The organism is Leisingera sp. SA215, assembly GCF_055902035.1.
Genome location: NZ_JBVVXU010000001.1, coordinates 232,764 through 253,836, shown reverse-complemented (window position 1 = coordinate 253,836; position 21,073 = coordinate 232,764). Strand labels below are relative to the sequence as shown.

Sequence of the window (21,073 nt, the reverse complement as noted above, 5' to 3'; positions counted from 1 at the left end):
TATTGGCACCTTGCCGGGCCTGACCAGAGCGAGACACAGGCTTGTGACCTGATGTCATGGACCTGGCACAGCGCAGGGCTGCAACGGCACAGGCCCGCCCCCGGATACCGGGAACGGGCCTGTGACTTTCCAGAAAACCGGCGGTCCTTATTCGGTCACAGTGACCTTGGACATGGCGTCGGGCTTACCGGTCACCGAGCCATTCTGCCCTGTGCCGCGCTTGATCGCGTCAACCACATCCATGCCTTCGGTCACCTTGCCGACAACCGTGTACTGGCCGTTCAGGAAATGACCCGCATCAAACATGATGAAGAACTGCGAATTGGCGCTGTTCGGGTTTTGCGAGCGCGCCATGCCCACCACGCCGCGGTCAAACGGCAGGTCGGAGAACTCGGCCGGCAGGTCCGGACGGCCGGAACCGCCGCGCCCGGCCGCGCTCATGTCGCCGCCGGCCTTGCCGAACTCGACATCGCCGGTCTGCGCCATGAAGCCTTCGATCACCCGGTGAAACACCACACCGTCATACTGGCCTTCGGCGGCCAGCGCAGTGATCTGTTCCACATGCTTGGGGGCCACATCCTCAAACAGGTCGATCCTGATGGTGCCGTTGGCGTCGCCCTCGACCTGAACCTCAAGACCGGTGGCAAAGGCAGGCCCAGCCGCCAGCAGGGCCAGCGCTGTCAGCGCCTTACGCATCCGCAGCAACCTTGACCGAGATCATCCGGTCCGGGTTCGCAGGCGGCTCGCCCTTGGTGATCGCGTCCACATGCTCCATGCCCTCGATGACACGGCCGTAAACGGTGTACTGGCCGTTCAGGAAGTGGTTGTCCTTGAAGTTGATGAAGAACTGCGAGTTGGCAGAATCCGGGCTCGCAGACCGGGCCGCGCCCAGGGTGCCGCGGTCATGCGGCAGCTTGGAAAACTCGGCCGGCAGGTTCGGCAGGTCGGAGCCGCCTGTGCCCGCCATGCGGATGTTGAACCCGTCTTCCATGTCGCCATTGGCCACGTCGCCGGTCTGCGCCATGAACCCGTCGATCACCCGGTGAAAGCAGACGTTGTCGTATTCGCCGGCCCGGGCCAGCTCTTTCATCCGCTCAGCATGTTTCGGCGCCACATCGGGCAGCAGCTCAATCACAACATTGCCGTCTTTCAGTTCGATGATGACGGTGTTTTCGGGATCTTTAATCTCGGCCATGAGGCTCTCCTGTCGTCGAAATTTGCACCGATAATTAAGGCCAGCGCCCGGAAATGCCAAGGGAGCATTGACTGATCCGCAAAAACCCCCGAAACAGCGGCCGGATTTACCTGCATTTTCACCATAAGGGGTCTCGCTGATGGGCTGGAAAACACTCGACGACATGGATCTGAACGGCAAGCGCGTGCTGCTGCGCGTCGACATCAACGTGCCGATCGTCGACGGGGTTGTCACCGACTCCACCCGGATCCGCCGCATCGCCCCCTCGGTGCGCGATATTCTGGCCGCCGGCGGCAAGCCGATCCTGCTGGCCCACTTCGGCCGTCCCGGCGGCGAGCGCCGCGAGAACCTGTCGCTGAACCAGCTGGTGCCAACGCTGGAACGCGCCTTTGAAACCCGGGTTCTGTTTGCCGCCGATTGCATCGGTGCCGGCGCCGAGGCCGCCGCGGACGCGCTGCAGCCCGGCGAGGTGCTGCTGCTGGAAAACACCCGCTTTCACGCCGCCGAGACCAAGAACGACCCCGAACTGGCCGCCGGCATGGCGCGTCTGGGCGAGGTTTACTGCAACGATGCCTTCTCTGCCGCCCACCGCGCGCATTCCTCCACCGAAGCCATCGCCCGGCTGCTGCCCGCCTGCGCCGGCCGCCTGATGCAGGCCGAGCTGCAGGCGCTGGAAAGCGCCCTGGGTCAGCCGCAGCGCCCCGTCACCGCAGTTGTCGGCGGCGCCAAGGTCTCGACCAAGCTGGATCTGCTGGGCAACCTGATCGAGAAGGTGGATCATTTGGTGATCGGCGGCGGCATGGCCAACACCTTCCTGGTCGCCAAGGGCCTGCCGGTCGGCATCTCGCTGGCCGAACGCATCATGAAGGACACCGCAGCCGAAATCCTCGCCAAGGCCGAGGCCGCGGGCTGCGAAATCATCCTGCCCTCCGACATCGTGGTGGCGAAGAAATTCGAAGCCCACGCCGAGCACCAGATCCTGCCCGCCGATGAATGCCCCGAGGATGGCATGATCCTGGATGCAGGCCCCGACAGCCTGGCCCGGATCAACGCGGTGTTCGAGGCCAGCAAGACGCTGATCTGGAACGGCCCCCTTGGCGCCTTCGAGCTGGAACCCTTTGACACTGCCACCAACGCCGCCGCACTGAAAGCAGCCGCGCTGACCCGCGCCGGCCAGCTGATCTCGGTGGCCGGCGGCGGCGACACCGTGGCGGCCTTGAACGCCTCCGGCGCTGCAGGTGATTTCACCTATATCTCCACCGCCGGCGGCGCCTTCCTGGAATGGATGGAAGGCAAGGTCCTTCCCGGCGTCGCGGCGCTGGACCAGTAAAAAACAACGCCCGCCCGGTCAGCCGGGCGGGCCATCCGCGTGTTCCAGACCCGAGTTTCAGGCCCGAGTTCCAGTCCTCTGTTTCCGGCCCGGGCGCGCGCGCCTGACCCGCGCCGGGCACAGCCCTCCCGCCCCGCCCGTTCCACGCCGCGCTCAGAAAAATCCCCCTGTGGACAGTTTTGGGATTCACAAGCCGATTCGGTTGTGGCATAACAGGGGCAGACGCCGGGAAACGGCGCAAAATCAAAAACTTGAGCAGTAACATACAGGCACCTCCAAAGTGACCCGAAGCAATCGCCCGTCGCTGGGCGCCATCGCCTTCTTTGCCACCGCTTTCGCGCTCAGCGCGTATTTCACCTTTGCGGCCGTGCAGGGCGACTTCGGTCTGTTCCGGAGGGTCGAGATCCAAGCCGAAGCAGAAGAACTGCGGCTGGATCTCGACCGCCTTCAGTCCCGGATCAGCAGCATGGAAAACCTGACCAGCCGCCTGTCCGACGACTATCTTGACCTTGACCTGCTGGATGAACAGGCCCGCTCGGTGCTTGGCCTTGTCCGTGCCGACGAGATTGTCATCCGCTAAGGGCACACGGCCCTCCCCGGCAGGTCCGCCACAACAGCCCAACTTCCTCTGTGCCCCCTCCCCGTCTCCGGCAGCAATGCGGCTAGGAAAATTACCGCTTTTCCTGACCGGTATAATTTTGCAGACTTCCGCTGCTGCAGTTTCGCCGGACCACCTTCCGCACCAGGGGCGGCGTGGCATTTTTGCGCTGCCCGGGCGGATTTTCACACCGCGGAACCCCCGCAGCAGAATAGCACTATCCAGCCGGGCCAAAACCGGATACTAATTGGTTTAACACTAAACTATCTAGCCTGCAGGGGGAGCCTACCACCATGGCCGCTAGGAAAAGCGCAAAGAAACCAAACGTTTCTGCCGAAGAGCTGACCAAGTACTATCGTGAGATGCTGCTGATCCGCCGATTCGAGGAAAAATCGGGCCAGCTATACGGCATGGGCCTGATCGGTGGCTTCTGCCACCTCTACATCGGTCAGGAAGCTGTTGTTGTCGGCCTTGAGGCCACCGCCGAGGAAGGCGACAAGCGCATCACCTCCTACCGCGACCACGGCCATATGCTGGCCTGCGGCATGGATCCCGACGGCGTCATGGCCGAGCTGACCGGCCGCGAAGGCGGCTATTCCAAGGGCAAGGGCGGCTCCATGCACATGTTCTCGAAAGAGAAGCATTTCTATGGCGGCCACGGCATCGTCGGCGCCCAGGTGCCGCTCGGCGCCGGCCTCGCCTTTGCCGACAAATACAAGGGCAACGGCCGCGTCACCTTCACCTATTTCGGCGACGGTGCGGCCAACCAGGGCCAGGTCTACGAGACCTTCAACATGGCCGCCCTGTGGAAACTGCCAGTGGTCTTCGTCATTGAAAACAACCAATACGCCATGGGCACCTCGCAGCAGCGCTCCACCTCCAGCGCTGAAATCTGGGAACGCGGCAAGGCATTCGGCATTCCCGGCGAGGCGGTCGACGGCATGAACGTGATGTCGGTCAAAGAGGCCGGCGAGCGCGCCGTCTCCCACTGCCGCAACGGCGACGGCCCCTATATCCTGGAAGTCAAAACCTACCGCTACCGCGGCCACTCGATGTCGGACCCGGCCAAATACCGGACCCGCGAAGAGGTCCAGAAAATGCGCGAGGAGCGCGACCCGATCGAGCAGGTCCGCGAAATGCTGCTGACCGGCAAGCACGCCACCGAAGACGACCTCAAGGCGATCGACAAGGAGATCAAGGAGATCGTCAGCAAATCTGCGGATTTCGCCAAGGACAGCCCGGAACCCGCGCTCGACGAGCTTTGGACCGACATTTACGCCGACGAAGTCCCGCAAGAGACCGCCTGAGGGGAAGAACAGAATATGGCAACCGAAATTCTTATGCCCGCCCTGTCGCCGACCATGGAAGAAGGCACGCTCGCCAAATGGCTGGTCAAGGAAGGCGATACCGTGAACTCCGGCGATATCATGGCCGAGATCGAAACCGACAAGGCCACGATGGAGTTTGAAGCCGTCGACGAAGGCATCGTCGGCAAGATCCTGATCGGTGAAGGCACCGAAGGCGTCAAGGTGAACACTCCGATCGCAGTGCTGGTCGAGGACGGCGAAAGCGCCGATGATTACGAGGCCGGCAGCGCCAAGGAAGAGCCCCCCGCTGCGGAAGCGCCCGCCGCCGAACCCGCCGCCGCCGCGCCGCAAAAGGAACCCGCCGTTCCCGCCCGCGTGCTGGAACCGGACTACCCGGAAGGCACCGAAATGGTGCAGACCACGGTCCGCGAAGCCCTGCGCGACGCCATGGCCGAGGAAATGCGCCGCGACGAGGATGTGTTCCTGATGGGCGAGGAAGTCGCCGAATATCAGGGCGCCTACAAAATCTCCCAAGGCCTGCTGGACGAATTCGGCGCCAAGCGCGTCATCGACACGCCGATCACCGAGCACGGCTTTGCCGGCATCGCCACCGGCGCGGCCTTCGCGGGTTTGCGCCCGATTGTCGAATTCATGACATTCAACTTCGCCATGCAGGCGATTGACCAGATCATCAACTCGGCGGCCAAGACGCTGTATATGTCCGGCGGCCAGATGGGCGCTCCGATGGTGTTCCGCGGCCCCAATGGCGCGGCCGCCCGCGTCGGCGCCCAGCACTCCCAGGATTATGCCGCCTGGTACATGCAGATCCCGGGATTGAAGGTGGTGATGCCCTACTCCGCGTCTGACGCCAAGGGCCTGATGAAAGCGGCGATCCGCGATCCCAACCCGGTGATCTTTCTCGAGAACGAAATCCTCTATGGCCGCGCCTTCGACGTGCCCAAGCTGGATGATTACACCGTTCCCCTCGGCAAGGCCCGGATCTGGCGGGAAGGCACCGACGCGACCATCGTCTCCTTCGGCATCGGCATGACCTATGCGCTGGAAGCGGCTGACAAACTGGCGCAGGACGGCATCTCGGCCGAGGTCATCGACCTGCGCACCATCCGCCCGATGGACCTGCCCACGGTGATCGCTTCGGTTCAAAAGACCAACCGCCTGGTCACGGTCGAGGAAGGCTGGCCGCAAGGTTCGGTCGGCAGCTACATCGCCTCGGAAGTGATGCAGCAGGCCTTCGACTACCTCGATGCGCCGGTCATCACCTGCACCGGCAAGGACGTGCCGATGCCTTATGCCGCCAACCTGGAACGCCACGCGCTGATCACCACCGACGAGGTGGTCGAAGCCGTGAAGCAAGTGACCTACCGGTAAGGAGCCTCAAGATGCCCACTGAAATCCTGATGCCCGCCCTGTCCCCCACGATGGAGGAAGGCACCCTTGCCAAATGGCTGGTCAAGGAAGGCGATACTGTGTCTTCCGGCGACCTGCTGGCCGAGATTGAAACCGACAAGGCCACCATGGAATTCGAAGCCGTGGACGAAGGCGTGGTCGGCAAGATCCTGATCTCCGAAGGCTCCGAGGGTGTGAAGGTCAACACCCCGATTGCGGTGCTGCTGGAAGACGGCGAAAGCGCCGATGACATCCAGGCCTCCGGGACATCCGGCGGCGATGCTGCCCCGGCCAAGGAAGACGCCCCGGCGGCATCCGAAGCCTCCGCCTCCGCCCCCAAGGAAGCAGTCAAAGCCGCCCCCGCCGCGCCGCAGGGCGCCGACGGCAGCCGGATCTTTGCCTCGCCCTTGGCGCGCCGCATTGCCGCGGACAAGGGGCTGGACCTGAGCCAGATCACCGGCTCCGGTCCCAAAGGCCGCATCGTCAAGGCCGACGTCGAAAGCGCCAAACCGCAGGCTGCAGCCGCTGCCGCAAAAGCCGGTGCCGCACCCGCCGCCGCCGCCCCGGCTGCCGCAGCACCGGCAACCGGCCCCTCGGCAGACATGGTTGCGCGGATGTACGAAGGCCGCGAGTTTGAGGAAGTCAAACTGGACGGCATGCGCAAAACCATCGCTGCCCGCCTCACCGAGGCCAAGCAGACGGTGCCGCATTTCTACCTGCGCCGTGACATCCAGCTGGATGCGCTGCTGAAATTCCGCGGTGAGCTGAACAAGCAGCTGGAAGGCCGCGGTGTAAAGCTCTCGGTCAACGACTTCATCATCAAGGCCTGCGCCCTGGCGCTGCAATCGGTGCCGGATGCCAATGCCGTCTGGGCCGGAGACCGGGTGCTGAAGATGAAAGCCTCGGATGTGGCCGTTGCTGTTGCCATCGAAGGCGGGCTGTTCACCCCGGTTCTGCAGGACAGCGACACGAAATCTCTGTCTGCGCTCTCCTCCGAGATGAAGGACCTGGCCAAACGCGCCCGCGACCGCAAGCTTGCGCCGCATGAATACCAGGGCGGCAGCTTTGCGGTCTCCAACCTCGGCATGTTCGGTATCGACAATTTCGATGCCATCGTGAACCCGCCGCATGCCGGCATCCTGGCCGTAGGCGCCGGCGTCAAAAAACCCATCGTCGGCAAGGATGGCGAACTGGCCGTGGCCACCGTGATGTCCGTTACCCTGTCGGTCGACCACCGGGTGATCGATGGTGCCCTTGGCGCTGAACTCCTGAACGCGATCAAGGACAACCTGGAAAATCCGATGGTGATGCTGGCCTGATCCGCGTCCAGCGCAAGACAGGAAAAAGCCCCGGCCCGGCGCTGACGCATTCCGTATGGTGGGACACGCTAACAACAAACCCTGTCGCGCAAGTCGCGGCAGGGTTTCGTTTTTGAATGGAAAAATGACGTGCAAATGCCGGTGTAGAAACGCGAAAATCCCTCGAAAATTTTCTCGGGCACCGCAAACGGTCACTCAATGCGAGAAACGTTTGAACGAACCAAACATTTTCGCTTCTGATTTTCAAAATCAGAGCCAATATCCCCCGGTCACAAGCTTGATGTTCGCAGTGGTGCGGAATCCACGGATTTTCTTCCGTGACCGCTCCAAATTGCGCGCGGTTTCTGCTTTTTGGCCGGAAATATCGACTCGACGCGGAACCGCGCAGATCTGAGGTTCCGATGACAGGCTTGGCTACATTCAAATTCAAACTCTCGCAACTTTACCCGGGCTCAGGCGAGCACAAGCTCAACACCTGCGGTAGTCCGGACTGCTCCAACTTCGGTCAGCCATTGACGGAGCGCGCGGAGCGGCGGGAACTCTGGCGATCAAAGCGGCCGGACCTCACTCCAGAACAGCTCAAGCTCTATCAGACCAATGGTCCCGGCGCTTACAAGCTGGCTGGCTCCAAGGCGAAGCATCTTCGCGTTTCCAGCGCATTCCAGTTCGAGGGCAATCCTCACGAGTGGTCTGATCAGCGGACCCTTCGGTGCCTCGGTCAGACACGGGATGGCTCACCATGCAATTCAGGTTTCTCACGCCTCTCCCCGGCCCATCTGGCGCAAGAGGTCGACCGGTAGCGGAACTACACTGGCGTCCTCGACGGACCTTCGTGCGGCGCTTGCGGGGTGCGCCTTCTCGACAAACCTGACGAGTTTGCACTGAATGGCGCTTATGAAAGAACAAAGGACCGGGACGGCAAGCCTGCGAAAAGAAACGCTGCTCCAGAATCCATTCGGGTGACTTCATCATTCATCGCGGGTTGCTTGCCTACATAGCCGAAAAGACTGAACACACCCGCCGCGGAGGGAAGCCAGATCAACGCCTCAGGATAATCTTTTCCAACGGCATGGAAAATGCCCCCTTTGTCTCCTCTCTGCGCAAAGCCCTCGCGGCAGATAAAACCGCCCGCTATATTCACAGGCCAGGCCTTGGCCCTCTCGACCCAGAATGGGAAGAGGATGCTTTGGAACTGACCGGCACCATTTATGCGGCGCGCAGCAAGTCAGAGCGCCCAGAAAAAAAGAGGTCCGCCACATCCTGCACAAGATCGGTGTCACGTCTCAGGACGTTCGGCGCCGGGTGGCAGACGCGCGCAATGATGCAACCTTTCTACTTGCCGATGTAGATATCGTTGCAACCTACGAACTGCCGAATCTTTCCCGAATGAAGATTGAAGACCTGCTTCACAGGTTCTTTGATGCTGCCCGTCTTTCCGGCCTGACCATAACAGACCGCTTTGGGAAGCGGAGAGCAGCAACCAGGCGAAACAGCCGAAAGTTTCGGGACTGGAGCCTCTTCCGCAAACGGAGATCATAAGTGCATGTGGTGATTAATAAAAAACTGCGCCCCAAAGAGAAGCGCAGCAATGCCTGCGTTTTGCAGACGGTTTAAGTTGGCCTCGGCCAGTGTCCCACCGCACGGAATGCGTCAGCTCGGCGCCGGGGCTTTTTCTGTATCGGCCTGTTCTGTACCGGTCTGTTCTGTATCGGCCGGCGGCCCGCAGCCGCCTGCCGTGCCGCCTGAAGGACGGGCCTTCAAACACCCGCTTCATCTTTCCGGAAATACTCAAACTCCCGGGCCGGACCCAGGCGGCTCACTCCGCGGCCGAAGACCCCGCCGGCACCACCTGGTCCATATTGACCGAGGGCTGATCACACCCCGCTTCGCCAACAATCCTGGCCGGCACGCCCGCCACCGTGGTGCAGGGCGGCACCTCCTCCAGCACCACCGATCCGGCGGCAATCCGGCTGCAATGGCCGACTTTGATATTGCCCAGAACCTTGGCGCCGGCCCCGATCAGCACACCGTCGCCGATCTTGGGATGGCGGTCCTGCTCTTCCTTGCCGGTGCCGCCCAGGGTCACCGAATGCAGCATCGACACATTGTCGCCGACCACCGCGGTCTCGCCGATGACGATGGAATGGGCGTGGTCGATCATGATCCCCTTGCCGATGCGGGCGCCAGGGTGGATGTCGATGCCGAAGATTTCCGAGGTGCGCATCTGGAAGAAATAGGCCAGGTCCTTCTGGCCCTGGTCCCACAGCCAATGGCTGACCCGGTAGGCCTGCACCGCCTGGAACCCCTTGAAATAGAGGATCGGCTGCAGCAGCCGGTGGCTGGCCGGGTCGCGCTCGTTGATCGCCATCAGGTCGGCGCGCGCCGCCTCCAGCAGGCCCGGGCTTTCGGCATAGGCGTCATCGACGATTTCGCGCAGCACCATCATCGACATCTCGTTCGAGCAGAGCTTGGCCGCAATCCGGTAGGACAGCGCCTTCTCCAGCGTCTTGTGATGCAGGATACAGGCGTGAATCAGCCCGCCCATCAGCGGCTGGGTGGCGACGGCCTCCTCAGCTTCGCGGGTGATGCGGTCCCATACGGGATCCACCGGAGTAACGGCTTGCTGTGTTTTGGCCATGGATCTGCTCCCTTTCTCCGCTCAGACTACCCATCTAAGGTTCTTTTCAGCAAACGCAAACCCGTGATGGAGGATATTTTCGAATTGAATGAGTCCGCTCAGTCGGCGCCACGCCCAACAGCCGGCCGGGCAGCTGCCCTGCCCCGGTCAGCGGGCGGGAGCCGCCCCGCAGACCTCAACCGCTGCCGCCAGTTCGCGCAGCACCAGCCGGGTGCAGCGCAGATACTCCGGATTCTCCAGACATGATTCATCCGCCAGTGCAAACCGGCGCGCTGCCGCACTGAGACTCCCGTCGCCCCAGCGCGGATGCAGTCGGCCAAACAGCGCCGTATGCGCCGCAGCCTCTGCCGCGCCGCCAAAAATCCGGCGGCACAGGCGCAAGCGGTCCCCGTCGCTTGCCGCCAGCAAGGCCCGTGCCACAGCGGCAACATCGCCAGGCAGAACCGGGTGCATCATCCCAGCACAGCCCGCGCCGCCGGCCCGGCGCCGAACCGCGCCGACCGCTGCGCCACTTCCAGAATGTCACCGGCCAGCACGCCGTCCTCGGCTTGCGCTGCCGCAGGATAAAACCACTCCGGCGCCGCGGCGGCCGCCTCCCGCAGCACCGTGCCGCCGCGCATCACCCGGATGCGGTAGGATTCCGCCGCCTCTCCCAGCGGCACGTCCTCCAGCTCCCAGCTGTCGCCCTCGATCCTTGTGCGGCGCACCCAGGCGGCGCTGATGTCCGCGCCCAGGTCTCCGTCCAGCCGCAAATGCACCGGCGCATAGGGTCGCAACCCGATGCCGTCAAAGCTCTCCTGCAAATGCACATAAGACGGATCCTCCAGCGCCCGCCGGGCCGGGCCGATCCGGTAATGCCGCAGCCTGCGGCGCTGGTCCGGCGCCAGGTCCATCTGCACCGGCGAACCATCCAGCAACACCACATACGACCCGGCAGGCCAGACCGCAGGCATCAGCGCATCCGTGCCCTGCTGGCCCCGCAAACGGCCGCGCAGAAGGTAGGTCTGCGGCGCGATCAGCTCGGCCTCGCGGAACTGGAACAGCTCCCAATTTCCCGCTGTGCCATCACCGATCGCGGCGGCATTGGCACCATTCAGAACCGCCTCAAGACCGCGGCTCTCCATCCCGCCCGAGATCAGCTTCACCTGCAAATCCGCCCCCAGATCCCAACGGCCCGCACCCGCGGCCAGCAGCGGCGTTTCTGTCACCCCGGCCACCTGCCGTGCGGCAACCACCTGTTCCAGCTCGTAATTCTCATCCTCCCCGGATCCGTAAACCGCCACGCTGCCGGGCCAGGCTTCTGCCGTCACCGCCAGATGCGGCGCATGCGGCACCTCGTCGCCGCGCATCAGGGGCAGATCCAAGAACAAGGGCAGCACCGGCCCGGGGGCTGCAAAGGCATTGACCCCCGGCAGCTCCTCCGCCACCGCGGCCAGGTCATAGACGCCGGGCTCAATCCGCACCGCCTCCACCATCTGCGCCTCGGCCTGCTCCACCCGGTCAATCCGGTACAGCTGCTCGCCGCCCTGCAACGGCAAGGAGACCACATCCCCGGCCCCCAGATGCAGCATCGAGGGCGGCAGCGCAAACCGCGCCATGTCGCGCGAAATCCGCGCCTCGGCCAGCCAGCGGCTGACCACCTGCCGTGCCTCGGCGCGGGTCAGCGCCAGCGGCAGCTCGTTCTGGCTGACAGAATGGGTGGCCTCATCCGGCAGCACCGCTTCAACCGAGCCCGCCGCATGATCGCCGCCCCATTCGGTGAACCGCAGCCGCACCCGGCCTGCCAGCTCGGCCGCGCCGGCCCGGCTCAGCTCAGTGGTGCCATCCAGCTCATCGCTTTCGGCCAGATGCTCCAGCGCCAGAATCTCGGCCCCGCTGCCCTTGCGCATCCGGAACATCAGCAGCCCGTCGCGCTCCACCGCGTCAAACCCGTGCCGCAGCATCAGGGGCTGCAGCACCGCGCGGGCAACGCTTACATCCGGGTTCACAAGCCCGTGCACCACGCCATAGAGCTGCGACACATCAATGTCATAGAGGCCGGCGCGGTGGCAGACCTCCTCCACCACCGAAGCCAGCGTGCGCTGCCCGGCGCGCCCGTTCAGCCAATGGCCGCGCAGGTAGTTTTCACCGTCGTTCCAGATCTCCAACCGGCTCGGAAAGGCCGGAAACGGCCGCGCGTCCCAGGCCCAGACATAGGCGTTGGCCATATCCAGCATCCGTCCCTCGTATTCCTCCGACAGCGGGTTATTGGCGGCCTCCCCCCAATAGCCGAGAACGGCGCGCAGATAGGCGATTTGCATCAAATCGTCCCGCAACCCGTTGGAATGGCGCGGCAGTTTTGATTCCGAGCTTTTCGGGTCCAGAAACTTGTTCGGCTGGTTGCTGCCCTTGTCGATGGCGGCGCAGCCCAGTTCAGTGAACCAGACCGGCTTTGACTGCGGCACCCAGGGCGTGGGCGCGGCCTGCCGCACCCCGCCGATCCGCTCGTGATGCGTGTTGGTCCACCAGCTGCGGATATCCTTGTAGCGCCAGATCCAGGGTTCCTGATGGGCGCCGTCGGTGATCTCTGTCCGGATCTGCGCGCCGCGCGCTTCGGCTGAGTGGTAATACCAGTCAAACCCCTCGCCGCCCGCCACATTGCTGCGCAGGTAGCCGCGGTCATAGACCGCCGGCACGCCGGATTGCGCGTCCAGATGGTCCTCCCCCTCGCGCCAGTCGCTAAGCGGCATGTAATTGTCGATGCCGATGAAATCGGTGTTGGCGTCCGCCCATAGCGGATCCAGATGAAAATACCGGTCGCCTTCGGGCGATTGATAGCCCCAGTACTCCGACCAGTCGGCGGCATAGCCGATCTTGGTCTCCGCCCCCAGCAGGTTGCGCGCTTGCGCCGCCAGCGCCCGCAAGGCGGCCACCGCCGGAAAGCCGCTGGCGCCGCGGATCTGGGTCAGTGCCCGCATCTCCGAGCTGATGCAAAAGGCCTCCACCCCGCCCGCCGCCGCACAAAGCGCCGCATTGTGCAGAATAAACCGGCTGAGGCTCCATTCGTCCGGTCCGGTATAGGCAACGCTGCCGTCGCCCACTGCAAAATCCGCCGCGGTGACGCTGCCAAAGAAATCCGCGACCTCGGCATCCGCAGCCGCGGTGCCATCAGGGGAGCCGGGTTGGCCCGGCGCCGCTGACAGGGTGATCCGCCCGCGCCAGGGCAGATGCGGCTGGCTGGCGCCGCCGGTCCAGGGATCGGGCAAGGCGTTGCCCTCTGCCTGATCCATCAGGATGAAAGGATAAAACATCACCCTGAGGCCGCGCGCCTGCATCTCGCGGATCGACTGCACCACCGAAGCATCCGCCGGCGTGCCGCCGTAAAGCGGGGCGCCGTCCTGCTTCAGCACTTCATCTGCGGTGTTCCGGTCAAGCCCGCTGACTGTCCACGGCATATCTCCCTCGGCAGTCTTATGTTCCGCCTTCGGTTTCAGCCTGCAGGCGCCGCAGCGCAGATCATCGCCGAACCAGGACACAATCAGCGAGGCGGCACCGCAGGATGGCAGCTCGGCCTCCAGCGCGTTCAGCGAGGTCTTGAGGTCGCTCAGCCCCGAGGGCGTATGCTGGTTCGCCGGTTTCGACGATCCCGGCCCGCCGCCGTAAAACACCGGATCCGCCGCCAGCGCATATTCACCGGTGCCCGGCATCAGCGCCACCCCCTGCACCAGGCGGCCCAGATCCTGCGCATGGGTGCTGCTGGCGGGCTGTTCGGGCCGCAGCACATCGAAGGAGAACTGCGGCACCCGGTTGCCAAAGCGCGCAAGGTCGAGGTTTTCCATCACCACATAGGCGGTGCCACGGTAGGCCGGCACCCGGCCTGCGCCTTCAACCGCTTCCATCACCGGATCCGGCAGCTGGTCCATGCTGCCGGTATAGACGGTCATATTCAGATCCTTCGGCGCCACTTCCTCGCCATCGGCCCAGACACGCGAGACATTCGCGATTTCGCCTTCGCACAGCGCAATCGCCAGCGACACGGAATAGCTGTAGCTGGTCACCTGCGGCTGGCTGGGCCGTCCCTTGCCGCCGCCGCCGCTGACCGAAGAGGTTTCCAGAAACTGCGAGCTCCAGATCATCTGGCCGCCCAGCCGCATCCGGCCATAGACCTGCGCCACCGGCGCGCCTTCGCTGGCCTGGGTCAGGCGGAAACGGTCGATCTTGCCGGTCTCCACCGGGTCGGCGCCGCTGCCCAGGAGCCGTTCATCGAACATCCGGCCCAGGGTGGCGCCCACCGCACGGCCAATGACGGCCGAAGACAGCCCCGCAACGGTGCCGCCGATTGTGCCGCCGATGGCAGCACCGGCAGCAGAAAGAAGAATGGTTGCCATCAGATCAGCTCCTTCGGGAATTGAAACCGCGCCACGATGCGGCGCTGCCAGGGCGGGCTCAGCGGGCTTTCGACAACCCCGCGGCCCGCATAGGCGTGGATGAAGGCAGGGCCTGCACCAAGAAGGTCCCGCCCGGCGGCCCTTGCTTCTTTTCCGCCAGCCGCTGACTGCACCCCCAGGTGCTTGGCCACCGACCCGTCGCGCATCCGGAACAGGATCACATCGCCGGGGGCGGCATCGCCCAGAGGTTTCGCCAGCAAATGCCGGGCCGCGGCCTGCCACAGCGCCTCCGCCCCCTGCGGTTCGGACCAGTCCATCGTATAGGCCGGCGGTGCCTCGGGCTCGGCCCCGTGCAGCTCGCGCCACAGGCCCCGGATCAGCCCCAGGCAATCGCAGCCCGCGCCCTTGCACGCGGCCTGATGCACATAGGGCGTGCCGATCCAGCCCCGCGCTGCGGAAACCACCCGGCTCACCTGCGGCTTCCCCCGGTGTTCACACCGGACTGCCGCGGCACCGCGATCAGCCAGTCATCGCCCGGAATATCCGGGAAGCCCTGAAAGTTCAGCAGGTTGTTGAATTTCAGCCGGCAGGTCTCCAGGCGCTTGTCGCAGCCTGCCTCAAGCCGGACCCTGTCGCCCGGCCTCACCGCCGCACGGACCGGTTCCCACAGGGTGATCCGGCGCCCCCCGGCGCTGCTCTGGTCCGCCTTCACGGCGGCCCACAGACCCTCTGCGGCTCCGCTCAGCACCGTCAGCCGCCCGCCGGTGAACCAATCCGCCTCAAACCCCGGCAAAGCCTCCCAGCCGAACACCTCGTTGCGCGCGACCTCAACGGCTTCCAGCTCAACGGCATAACCCGGCGTCTGCAGGTCGAACCGGCAGGCCGCATCGCCCAGCACCGCGGTGCAGGGTTTCTGATAGATCCGCCCCAGCGGCTGGTTCAGCGCCTCCGCAAGCCCGCGCAGCTCTGCCTCAAACGCGCCGCCGGCGCGGCGGATTTCACCGATCGAGCCGCGGAACTGCAGCCAGCGCATCGAAACATCGCGCCAGTTGACCAGCCAGCAGCGGACCCCGGCGCCATCGAACCGGCCGGCCTCGATATCCTCTTCGCGCACGGCGGCGTCGCTCAGCACCCCCAGCGCCTCGGTGTTGTCAACCGACAGGCCGGTGGCTTGGCTCACCGCCCGCGCCGTCAGCCCGCTGCCGGGCTGAAACTCCACCCCGTCAAAGCTCAGCACACAGTCATGATCGGTAAATCCCAGCACGGTGCCGTCGCGCCGTTCCAGCGCCCAGGCCCGGCTGAGCGTGGTGATCCCGCTTTGAAGATGGGCGTGCAAACTGTTGGAAAGACGGCTCATACCCGAACCTCCACCACCGGCACCGCAGGCGCCTCACCGGCTTGAAAAGACGCCACGCTGGTCTGGATGCTGCCGGTGTCAAACCGCACCGGCACGTCGAATTCGAACCCCGCCCGGATGTTCAGGCCGATCTCCGGCGGATGCGCCAGGGTGATCATCCCGGTGGCGGTGTCCAGCTCATAGTCCACGCTTTCGCGCAGCTCGTCCTGTTCGATGCCGACCCGCACGGAGCCCGCCACCGGCTTGGCAATCGGGCGCTGATAGGTGAACGCGCCCGAGCGGTAGGTCTTGGCCAGCTGGAACCTCACGGTGCTGCCGTCGCCGGTGGCAATCACCTGATCGCGGAAATCCGGATCGGCGCTGGGCCGGGCGGATTTGTAATCGCTCCAGTCCTTCCAGCGAAAGCCGTAAAGCTGCCCTTGGCGGGCCTCGAAAAAGGCGATCAGCAGCTCGATATCCTCCAGCGCGCGCAGGCCAAGCCCGGCGTCATAGCGGCGGCGGGAATGCGCCCAGGGGGTGTTGCGCTCCTCGAACCCGTTGGCCAGGGTCACCACATCGGTGCGCCGTTCCGGACCGCCGGCGGAGCCGAAGCTGAGCGAGGCGGGAAATCTGACTTCGTGAAAATTCATGGACTTACCCTCCGTCCTTAACGGTTTCTGCCGCCGCGCGACAGGGCGCGGGACAGCTGTGCGGCGATCTGGCTGCGGCTGCGTTCAAAGCCTTTGACGTCGGGGGTGGTGACATGCATCACCACAGTGACCCCGCCGCCCTGGCTGCGCACGCCCAGCGAGCCGTCGGCGCCGCGGGTCAGCGGCAGGATCGCCTCCGGCCCGGCTTCGCCCATCAGCCCGGTGGCCCCGCGCATGGGAAAGGCCGTGGGTCCAGTGACAACGCCGCCCTTGGCAAACGGCATCACCTTGCCCTGGCTGAAGGCGGCGCCATCGGCAAATGGCAGGATGTTCCCGATAAGCGAGGCAAGCCCGCCGGTCAGCAGCCCGGCCGCATGGTTGGCCACCGGCTTCATCGCGGCGTTGTAGGTGGTGCGGACCATCGAACGCGCCAGCGTGTCCATCGCCTCCGACAGGTTGCCGCCGTCAAACACCAGCCCGTCAAAAGCACGCCGCAAGCCCTTGGAAAGGCTGCGATCCAGGATCTGCGCGTCGCGTCCGGTTTCGGAAAACCCGTCCTTGACCCGGCCCAGCACCTCGGCAAAGGCCGCCGCCATGCCGGAGGCGCCGTCAAGCGCTTCCCCCAGCGCCTCGCCCTGCAATTCCAGTTCCGCCATTGATGATGAGTCAGCCATCTGTTGTCTCCTTGTCCTGTGGACGCGCGATGTCCGGAAAGGCCTGCATCATCGCCGCCAGCCGGTCGCGGCCCATGGGCTGCGGCGCTGCGGCCCCGCCCAGCATCAGCCGCAGTTCTGCCGGGGTCAGCTGCCAGAAATCGCGCGGCAGCAGCTTCAGCCCGGCCATCCCGGCGCGCATCAGCGCGGGCCAGTCGAGCGTGCTCATAGGCTGTCCGGCACGGTGAAGCTGCGCACCAGCAGGTCTGCCGCCACCCGCGCCGCCTGCAGCGGACCGCCGGAGATTGCGGCAGATGCCAGATCTTCGCGGCTCAGCTGATACCCGCCGCCCTGCAGCCCGGCCGCCAGCAGCGCCAGCACGTCGCGGGCCGAGAACCGGCCCTGTTCGAACCGCTGCACCAGATCCACCAGCGTGCCTTCCTCCAGCGCGGCCTCAAGCCCCGCCAGCGCGCCAAGGGTCAGCTTCAGCGCGTAAGGGCTTCCATTAACTATTAATTCCGCCTCTCCGGCCTGCGGGTTCACCATCGTTCAAACCGCCGTAAAGCTAAGGGCACCGGCGCTGGCCAGTGACAGCTCATAGGTGGCTTCGCCGTTGTGGCTGCCGGCATATTCCAGCGCGGTCACCTGAAAGGCGCCCTGCACGATGCCGAAATCGGGAATGATGATCTGGAAGTCCGGTGTCAGCCCGTCAAAGAACAGCTGCCTTGCGCGTTCGTCGGTTGCCACGTCGCGGAAAATGCCGGAACCGGAGATACTGGCCGAGCGCACCCCGGCGCCGGCCAGCAGCTCGCGCCAGCCGCCCTGGCTTTCGAGGCTGGTCACATCGACGCTTTCGGCGTTGAAGCTGATCCGTGTGGCGCGCAGGCCCGCGATGGTCTCGAACAGGCCGGCGCCGTTCATGTCCACTTTGACCAAAAGGTCCTTGCCGTTTTGAATTGTCATGGGGGTTCTCCCTGCTTTTCACTGGGGTTGAGAAATGTGCTGCGGCCTAGACGTCATCCACCCGCGCCCTGAAGCGCAGGATGATCTGCCTGCCCCCGGTCGTCAGCCGCTCCGCCTTGGCGCGGTCGAACCACAGGCCTGTCAGCCGACCGCGGGGCAGCGGCACCGCGGCACCGACCAGTGCGTCGCAGACGGCAGCAGCGGCAGCCTTGGCGCCGGCAAAACCGGCCATGTCGGTGGTGACGGTGACAAAAAACCGGTGCTCGGCGCCGCCTGCTGTGTTGTCGGAGCGGTCCAGCACCTCCTCCGATCCCAAAGCCACATAGGTCTGCGGCAAGGGGCCTGCGGGGATTGCGTCATAGATCGCGCTGCCGACCAGCGCGGTCAGCGCAGCATCGGCGGACAGATGGGTGTAGACCGCGGATTGCAGCCCGCCTGCGATGGCATAGGTCATCCGCTTACCTCCTCAACCGCGAAACAGGTGAGGTAGCGGGTGTCAGGATCGGATTCCGCAACTGCGTCAATGCGGTAAAGCCTGTTGCTGTCGCGGAATCGCTGATCAGGTCGGGGCCTTGATGCAAAGCCTTCCGGTGCAGCGCGCAGGGTAATCCGGTACTTTTGCAAAGACAGGCTGTCGCCGGCCAGTCGCCCGGAGAGCGGTGTCACCTCGGCCCAAAGCGTGCCAAGCGCCAGCCAGGTTTCAATGAAGCCGCCTGCACCGTCGGCCTCGCGCTGGGGGTCTTCCAGCACCAGCTTGCGGGTGAGTTTCGGGGGGTGTTTCATGCCAGGCCTCCCAGGGTCAGCCGCAGGCTGCGGTAGCGTTCGATCAGGCTGGTGACGCCAAAGGGCATGCAGCCGCCGTGCAGGCCGGTGTCGGCCCGGTATTCGTAATAATGCGCGGCCAGCAGCATCACCGCCTGGCCCAGATCGGCAGGCAGGCCGCCCCAATCAGAGGCCATGCCGGCCTGCAGTGAAATCCGCGCCAGACCGCCGGTGGGAATGGGTGGCAGCAGGCTGCCGGCCGGGCACAGGCGCGGGCGCTGGCCATCCCGCTCCAGGTGATAGAGGGAGGCGTCCAGAACCGTCTCACCGCCGCCTGCGTCGCGCATCGCAACGGCGGTCACCGCCCGCACCGGCGCAATCGGCAGGATCATCCGGGCACGGTCGCGCCAATGGCGGATTTCCAGCTCAAAATCGCGGGTTATCAGCGCCTTGCCGGTCCTTCCTTCAATCGCAGCCAGGGCGGCGCGCAGAAAGCCGATCAGCACCTCGTCCTGCAGGCTGTCCTCGCCAAAACCGGTGCCCAGGCGCAGATGCGCCTTGAACGGGGCCAGCGGCAGGGCGGCCTCGGGCACGGGGGTCAGTTCGCTCAGCATCATCATCTCACTCCTGCGGGCCATCCCCTGCTGCGGCCCTGATCTGCTGTCCGGGTAGGGTTCGGCAGGCATGCACCGTCCCTTGCCGCTCGGACGGAGGGGAGCAGCTGGACGGCAAAGGATTGTGGGGTGCATGCCCGCCGGCGGACCGGTCTGCCGGCCCGCCATCAGCGCAACGTGTCAGGTCACGCCGAATTTCATCAGCTTGATCGCGGCAAAATCGCTGACGTCGCCGCCAACCCGCTTGGTGGCGTAGAACAGCACATGCGGCTTGGCGCTGAACGGGTCGCGCAGCACCCGCAGGTCCGGGCGTTCGGCAATGGTGTAACCGGCGCGGAAATCGCCAAAAGCGATGGAATAGCTGTTGGACCCCGGGTCCGGCATGTCCTCGGCGATCAGCACCGGATAGCCCATCAGCCGTGCGGGTTCACCTGCGGCCAGACCGTCGGACCACAGGAACCGGCCATCGGCGTCCTTCAGTTTCCGCAGCATTCCCGCGGTCTTGGAGTTCAGAATGAAAGTCGCATTGGCGCGGTACTCCGCCCCCAGCGCATAGACCAGATCAATGATCGCATCGCCGCTGCCAACCTCGGCGTCGGTGCCGGAGGCGACATAGCCGAGGTTGCCCCAGCTCCAGCTGCCGTTGCTGGCAACCGGGTGGAACAGGAAGCCCTTGGGCTTGTCGATACCGTCGCCGTTGATGAAAGCCTCGGCCTCGGAGCGGGCGAACTTATCAGCGATGCGGCCGGCCAGCCAGCCTTCGATATCAAAGGCGCTGTCGTCGAGCAGCCGCTGCGACGCCTTGGGCAAGGCGCTCAGCTCATGCAGCGCGATGGTGATGCGGTCGATGCTGCCGGTGCCGGTCTCGGCGGCCGGGCCGGCTTCGGTGGCCCAGCCGGCGCCCATTTCGCTGTGGTCGATCAGCACGTCATAAGAAGACGCCTCCACATGCACCACCGAGGCCACCGCGCGGATCGAAGCGGAGGAGTTCAGCACCGATTTCACGGTCTCGGCGGTCTGCGGATCGACCAGGTAGCCGCCATCGCCGCCCACGGCGGTGGACATCGCCTTGCCTTCCAGCTCGAGGCCGCGCAGGCCGTCGTCGTCGCCGCTGCGCAGGTAGGCGTTGAACGCCTTCTGATGCGGCGCGCCCGCGTCCTGGCCAGCTGCCAGATGGGGGCGGTTCTGAGAGATTGTTTTACGGTCCAGCATGGTCACTCGCTCTTCTGCCTGTTTCAGCCTTGATTGCACGTCGTCCTGAAACCCCTTGAATTCATGAAGAAAGCCGGTGACGGCCTGTTTCACTTCATGCGCCAGGGGCGCTGCGTCCCCGGTGTTTGCCGGGAGGTCTTGGTTGCTCATGATGTCTGTCCTGCCTTGAGGTCACGGGTGATCTGACGCAGGCCTGCGGCCAGCGTGCGAAGGGCATCCGCCTCTGCCTCCGGAGCGGAGGATTTACCTGCCACCCGCGCTGCGGGCAGCATCGGGAAGGTGACCAGCGACACCTCCCACAGCTCCACCTGGGTCAGATGGCGGCTGCCGTCCCGGGTGCGGGCGGATTTCACGGTCCGGTAGCCGATTGACAACCCGTCGATGGCGCCAGCCTCGATCAGCGCCGCGGCCTCGGCGCCCTTGGGGGTGGCGGTCAGGATCCGGCCCTTGACGTACAAGCCGCGGGCGTCCTCGCGCACCTCGTCCCAGACGCCGATCGGCTGGGCGGGATCGTGCTGCCACAGCATCTTGACCGTGCGGCCCTGATCCTGAAGCGCCTTCAGCGAGGCGGCATAGGCGCCGCGCTCGACCACATCGCCACCCTGATCGGTCTGACCGAACAGGCTGGCGTAGCCGGTGATCTGGCTCGCGTCCTTCAGCGAGAGATCCTCGCCGAAGCGCGTGAATTTATGTTCAAGCTGGGGAGGTCCCTGCATGATGTC

23 protein-coding genes are annotated in these 21,073 nt (G+C 64.8%); 6 read left to right on the top strand and 17 right to left on the bottom strand.

The window, feature by feature from the left end:
- Positions 1–147: 147 nt before the first annotated feature.
- Entirely contained in the window at positions 148–696 is a 549-nt protein-coding gene (locus AC0KW6_RS01220) for a peptidylprolyl isomerase (protein ID WP_323782262.1), read from the bottom strand.
- Complete coding sequence (locus AC0KW6_RS01215) at positions 689–1,195, bottom strand: peptidylprolyl isomerase (protein ID WP_260008171.1); 507 nt, start codon at positions 1,193–1,195, stop codon at positions 689–691. Before AC0KW6_RS01215 ends, AC0KW6_RS01220 begins: the two co-directional genes overlap by 8 nt.
- Before the next feature lie 139 nt (positions 1,196–1,334).
- Between AC0KW6_RS01215 and AC0KW6_RS01210 the strand changes: the two genes are divergently transcribed.
- The 6 genes from AC0KW6_RS01210 (at position 1,335) to AC0KW6_RS01185 (ending at position 8,695) form a co-directional block, all read left to right on the top strand.
- Positions 1,335–2,525, top strand: a complete 1,191-nt coding sequence (locus tag AC0KW6_RS01210; protein WP_474033869.1) for a phosphoglycerate kinase — start codon at positions 1,335–1,337, stop codon at positions 2,523–2,525.
- A 280-nt stretch (positions 2,526–2,805) separates the two neighbouring features.
- Positions 2,806–3,105, top strand: a complete 300-nt coding sequence (locus AC0KW6_RS01205) for an FtsB family cell division protein (RefSeq protein WP_323782256.1) — start codon at positions 2,806–2,808, stop codon at positions 3,103–3,105.
- Positions 3,106–3,416: 311 nt separating this feature from the next.
- Positions 3,417–4,430, top strand: a complete 1,014-nt coding sequence (gene pdhA, locus AC0KW6_RS01200) for a pyruvate dehydrogenase (acetyl-transferring) E1 component subunit alpha (RefSeq protein WP_474033868.1) — start codon at positions 3,417–3,419, stop codon at positions 4,428–4,430.
- Positions 4,431–4,445: 15 nt separating this feature from the next.
- Positions 4,446–5,819, top strand: a complete 1,374-nt coding sequence (locus AC0KW6_RS01195; RefSeq protein WP_474033867.1) for a pyruvate dehydrogenase complex E1 component subunit beta — start codon at positions 4,446–4,448, stop codon at positions 5,817–5,819.
- An 11-nt stretch (positions 5,820–5,830) separates the two neighbouring features.
- Complete coding sequence (locus tag AC0KW6_RS01190) at positions 5,831–7,156, top strand: pyruvate dehydrogenase complex dihydrolipoamide acetyltransferase (RefSeq protein ID WP_323783644.1); 1,326 nt, start codon at positions 5,831–5,833, stop codon at positions 7,154–7,156.
- A gap of 1,170 nt (positions 7,157–8,326) precedes the next feature.
- Complete coding sequence (locus AC0KW6_RS01185; RefSeq protein ID WP_416361575.1) at positions 8,327–8,695, top strand: GIY-YIG nuclease family protein; 369 nt, start codon at positions 8,327–8,329, stop codon at positions 8,693–8,695.
- A gap of 277 nt (positions 8,696–8,972) precedes the next feature.
- Here the strand turns inward: AC0KW6_RS01185 and cysE are convergent, their stop codons facing one another.
- The 15 genes from cysE to AC0KW6_RS01110 all read right to left on the bottom strand — a co-directional run bounded on the left by cysE (position 8,973) and on the right by AC0KW6_RS01110 (position 21,067).
- Positions 8,973–9,794: a serine O-acetyltransferase gene (cysE, locus tag AC0KW6_RS01180; RefSeq protein ID WP_323783642.1), complete on the bottom strand. Its 822-nt coding sequence runs from the start codon at positions 9,792–9,794 to the stop codon at positions 8,973–8,975.
- A 147-nt stretch (positions 9,795–9,941) separates the two neighbouring features.
- On the bottom strand, positions 9,942–10,250 hold the full coding sequence (locus tag AC0KW6_RS01175; protein ID WP_474033866.1) for a DUF7742 family protein: 309 nt from the start codon (positions 10,248–10,250) through the stop codon (positions 9,942–9,944).
- Entirely contained in the window at positions 10,247–14,161 is a 3,915-nt protein-coding gene (locus AC0KW6_RS01170; RefSeq protein ID WP_474033865.1) for a baseplate multidomain protein megatron, read from the bottom strand. Before AC0KW6_RS01170 ends, AC0KW6_RS01175 begins: the two co-directional genes overlap by 4 nt.
- A complete protein-coding gene (locus tag AC0KW6_RS01165; RefSeq protein ID WP_474033864.1) occupies positions 14,161–14,634 on the bottom strand; it encodes a C40 family peptidase in 474 nt (157 codons plus the stop codon). Before AC0KW6_RS01165 ends, AC0KW6_RS01170 begins: the two co-directional genes overlap by 1 nt.
- Positions 14,631–15,518 (bottom strand): DUF2163 domain-containing protein, encoded by an 888-nt coding sequence (locus AC0KW6_RS01160; protein ID WP_474033863.1) that lies wholly within the window; start codon positions 15,516–15,518, stop codon positions 14,631–14,633. Before AC0KW6_RS01160 ends, AC0KW6_RS01165 begins: the two co-directional genes overlap by 4 nt.
- Positions 15,515–16,147: a DUF2460 domain-containing protein gene (locus AC0KW6_RS01155; protein ID WP_323779484.1), complete on the bottom strand. Its 633-nt coding sequence runs from the start codon at positions 16,145–16,147 to the stop codon at positions 15,515–15,517. The genes AC0KW6_RS01160 and AC0KW6_RS01155 overlap by 4 nt, the downstream gene beginning before the upstream one ends.
- A gap of 17 nt (positions 16,148–16,164) precedes the next feature.
- The gene (locus AC0KW6_RS01150) at positions 16,165–16,821 is read right to left on the bottom strand and encodes a phage tail tape measure protein (RefSeq protein WP_323779486.1); all 657 of its coding nucleotides are present in this window, start codon (positions 16,819–16,821) and stop codon (positions 16,165–16,167) included.
- The gene (locus AC0KW6_RS01145) at positions 16,814–17,029 is read right to left on the bottom strand and encodes a rcc01693 family protein (RefSeq protein WP_323779487.1); all 216 of its coding nucleotides are present in this window, start codon (positions 17,027–17,029) and stop codon (positions 16,814–16,816) included. Before AC0KW6_RS01145 ends, AC0KW6_RS01150 begins: the two co-directional genes overlap by 8 nt.
- On the bottom strand, positions 17,026–17,346 hold the full coding sequence (locus AC0KW6_RS01140) for a gene transfer agent family protein (RefSeq protein WP_323779489.1): 321 nt from the start codon (positions 17,344–17,346) through the stop codon (positions 17,026–17,028). The genes AC0KW6_RS01145 and AC0KW6_RS01140 overlap by 4 nt, the downstream gene beginning before the upstream one ends.
- A gap of 3 nt (positions 17,347–17,349) precedes the next feature.
- The gene (locus AC0KW6_RS01135) at positions 17,350–17,763 is read right to left on the bottom strand and encodes a phage major tail protein, TP901-1 family (protein WP_474033862.1); all 414 of its coding nucleotides are present in this window, start codon (positions 17,761–17,763) and stop codon (positions 17,350–17,352) included.
- Positions 17,764–17,809: 46 nt separating this feature from the next.
- Complete coding sequence (locus AC0KW6_RS01130; RefSeq protein WP_474033861.1) at positions 17,810–18,217, bottom strand: DUF3168 domain-containing protein; 408 nt, start codon at positions 18,215–18,217, stop codon at positions 17,810–17,812.
- Entirely contained in the window at positions 18,214–18,546 is a 333-nt protein-coding gene (locus tag AC0KW6_RS01125; RefSeq protein WP_474033860.1) for a head-tail adaptor protein, read from the bottom strand. The genes AC0KW6_RS01130 and AC0KW6_RS01125 overlap by 4 nt, the downstream gene beginning before the upstream one ends.
- On the bottom strand, positions 18,543–19,142 hold the full coding sequence (locus tag AC0KW6_RS01120) for a head-tail connector protein (protein WP_474034201.1): 600 nt from the start codon (positions 19,140–19,142) through the stop codon (positions 18,543–18,545). The genes AC0KW6_RS01125 and AC0KW6_RS01120 overlap by 4 nt, the downstream gene beginning before the upstream one ends.
- Positions 19,143–19,319: 177 nt before the next feature.
- Positions 19,320–20,501, bottom strand: a complete 1,182-nt coding sequence (locus AC0KW6_RS01115) for a phage major capsid protein (protein ID WP_474033859.1) — start codon at positions 20,499–20,501, stop codon at positions 19,320–19,322.
- Positions 20,498–21,067: an HK97 family phage prohead protease gene (locus AC0KW6_RS01110; protein ID WP_474033858.1), complete on the bottom strand. Its 570-nt coding sequence runs from the start codon at positions 21,065–21,067 to the stop codon at positions 20,498–20,500. Before AC0KW6_RS01110 ends, AC0KW6_RS01115 begins: the two co-directional genes overlap by 4 nt.
- Between the last annotated feature and the right edge of the window lie 6 nt (positions 21,068–21,073).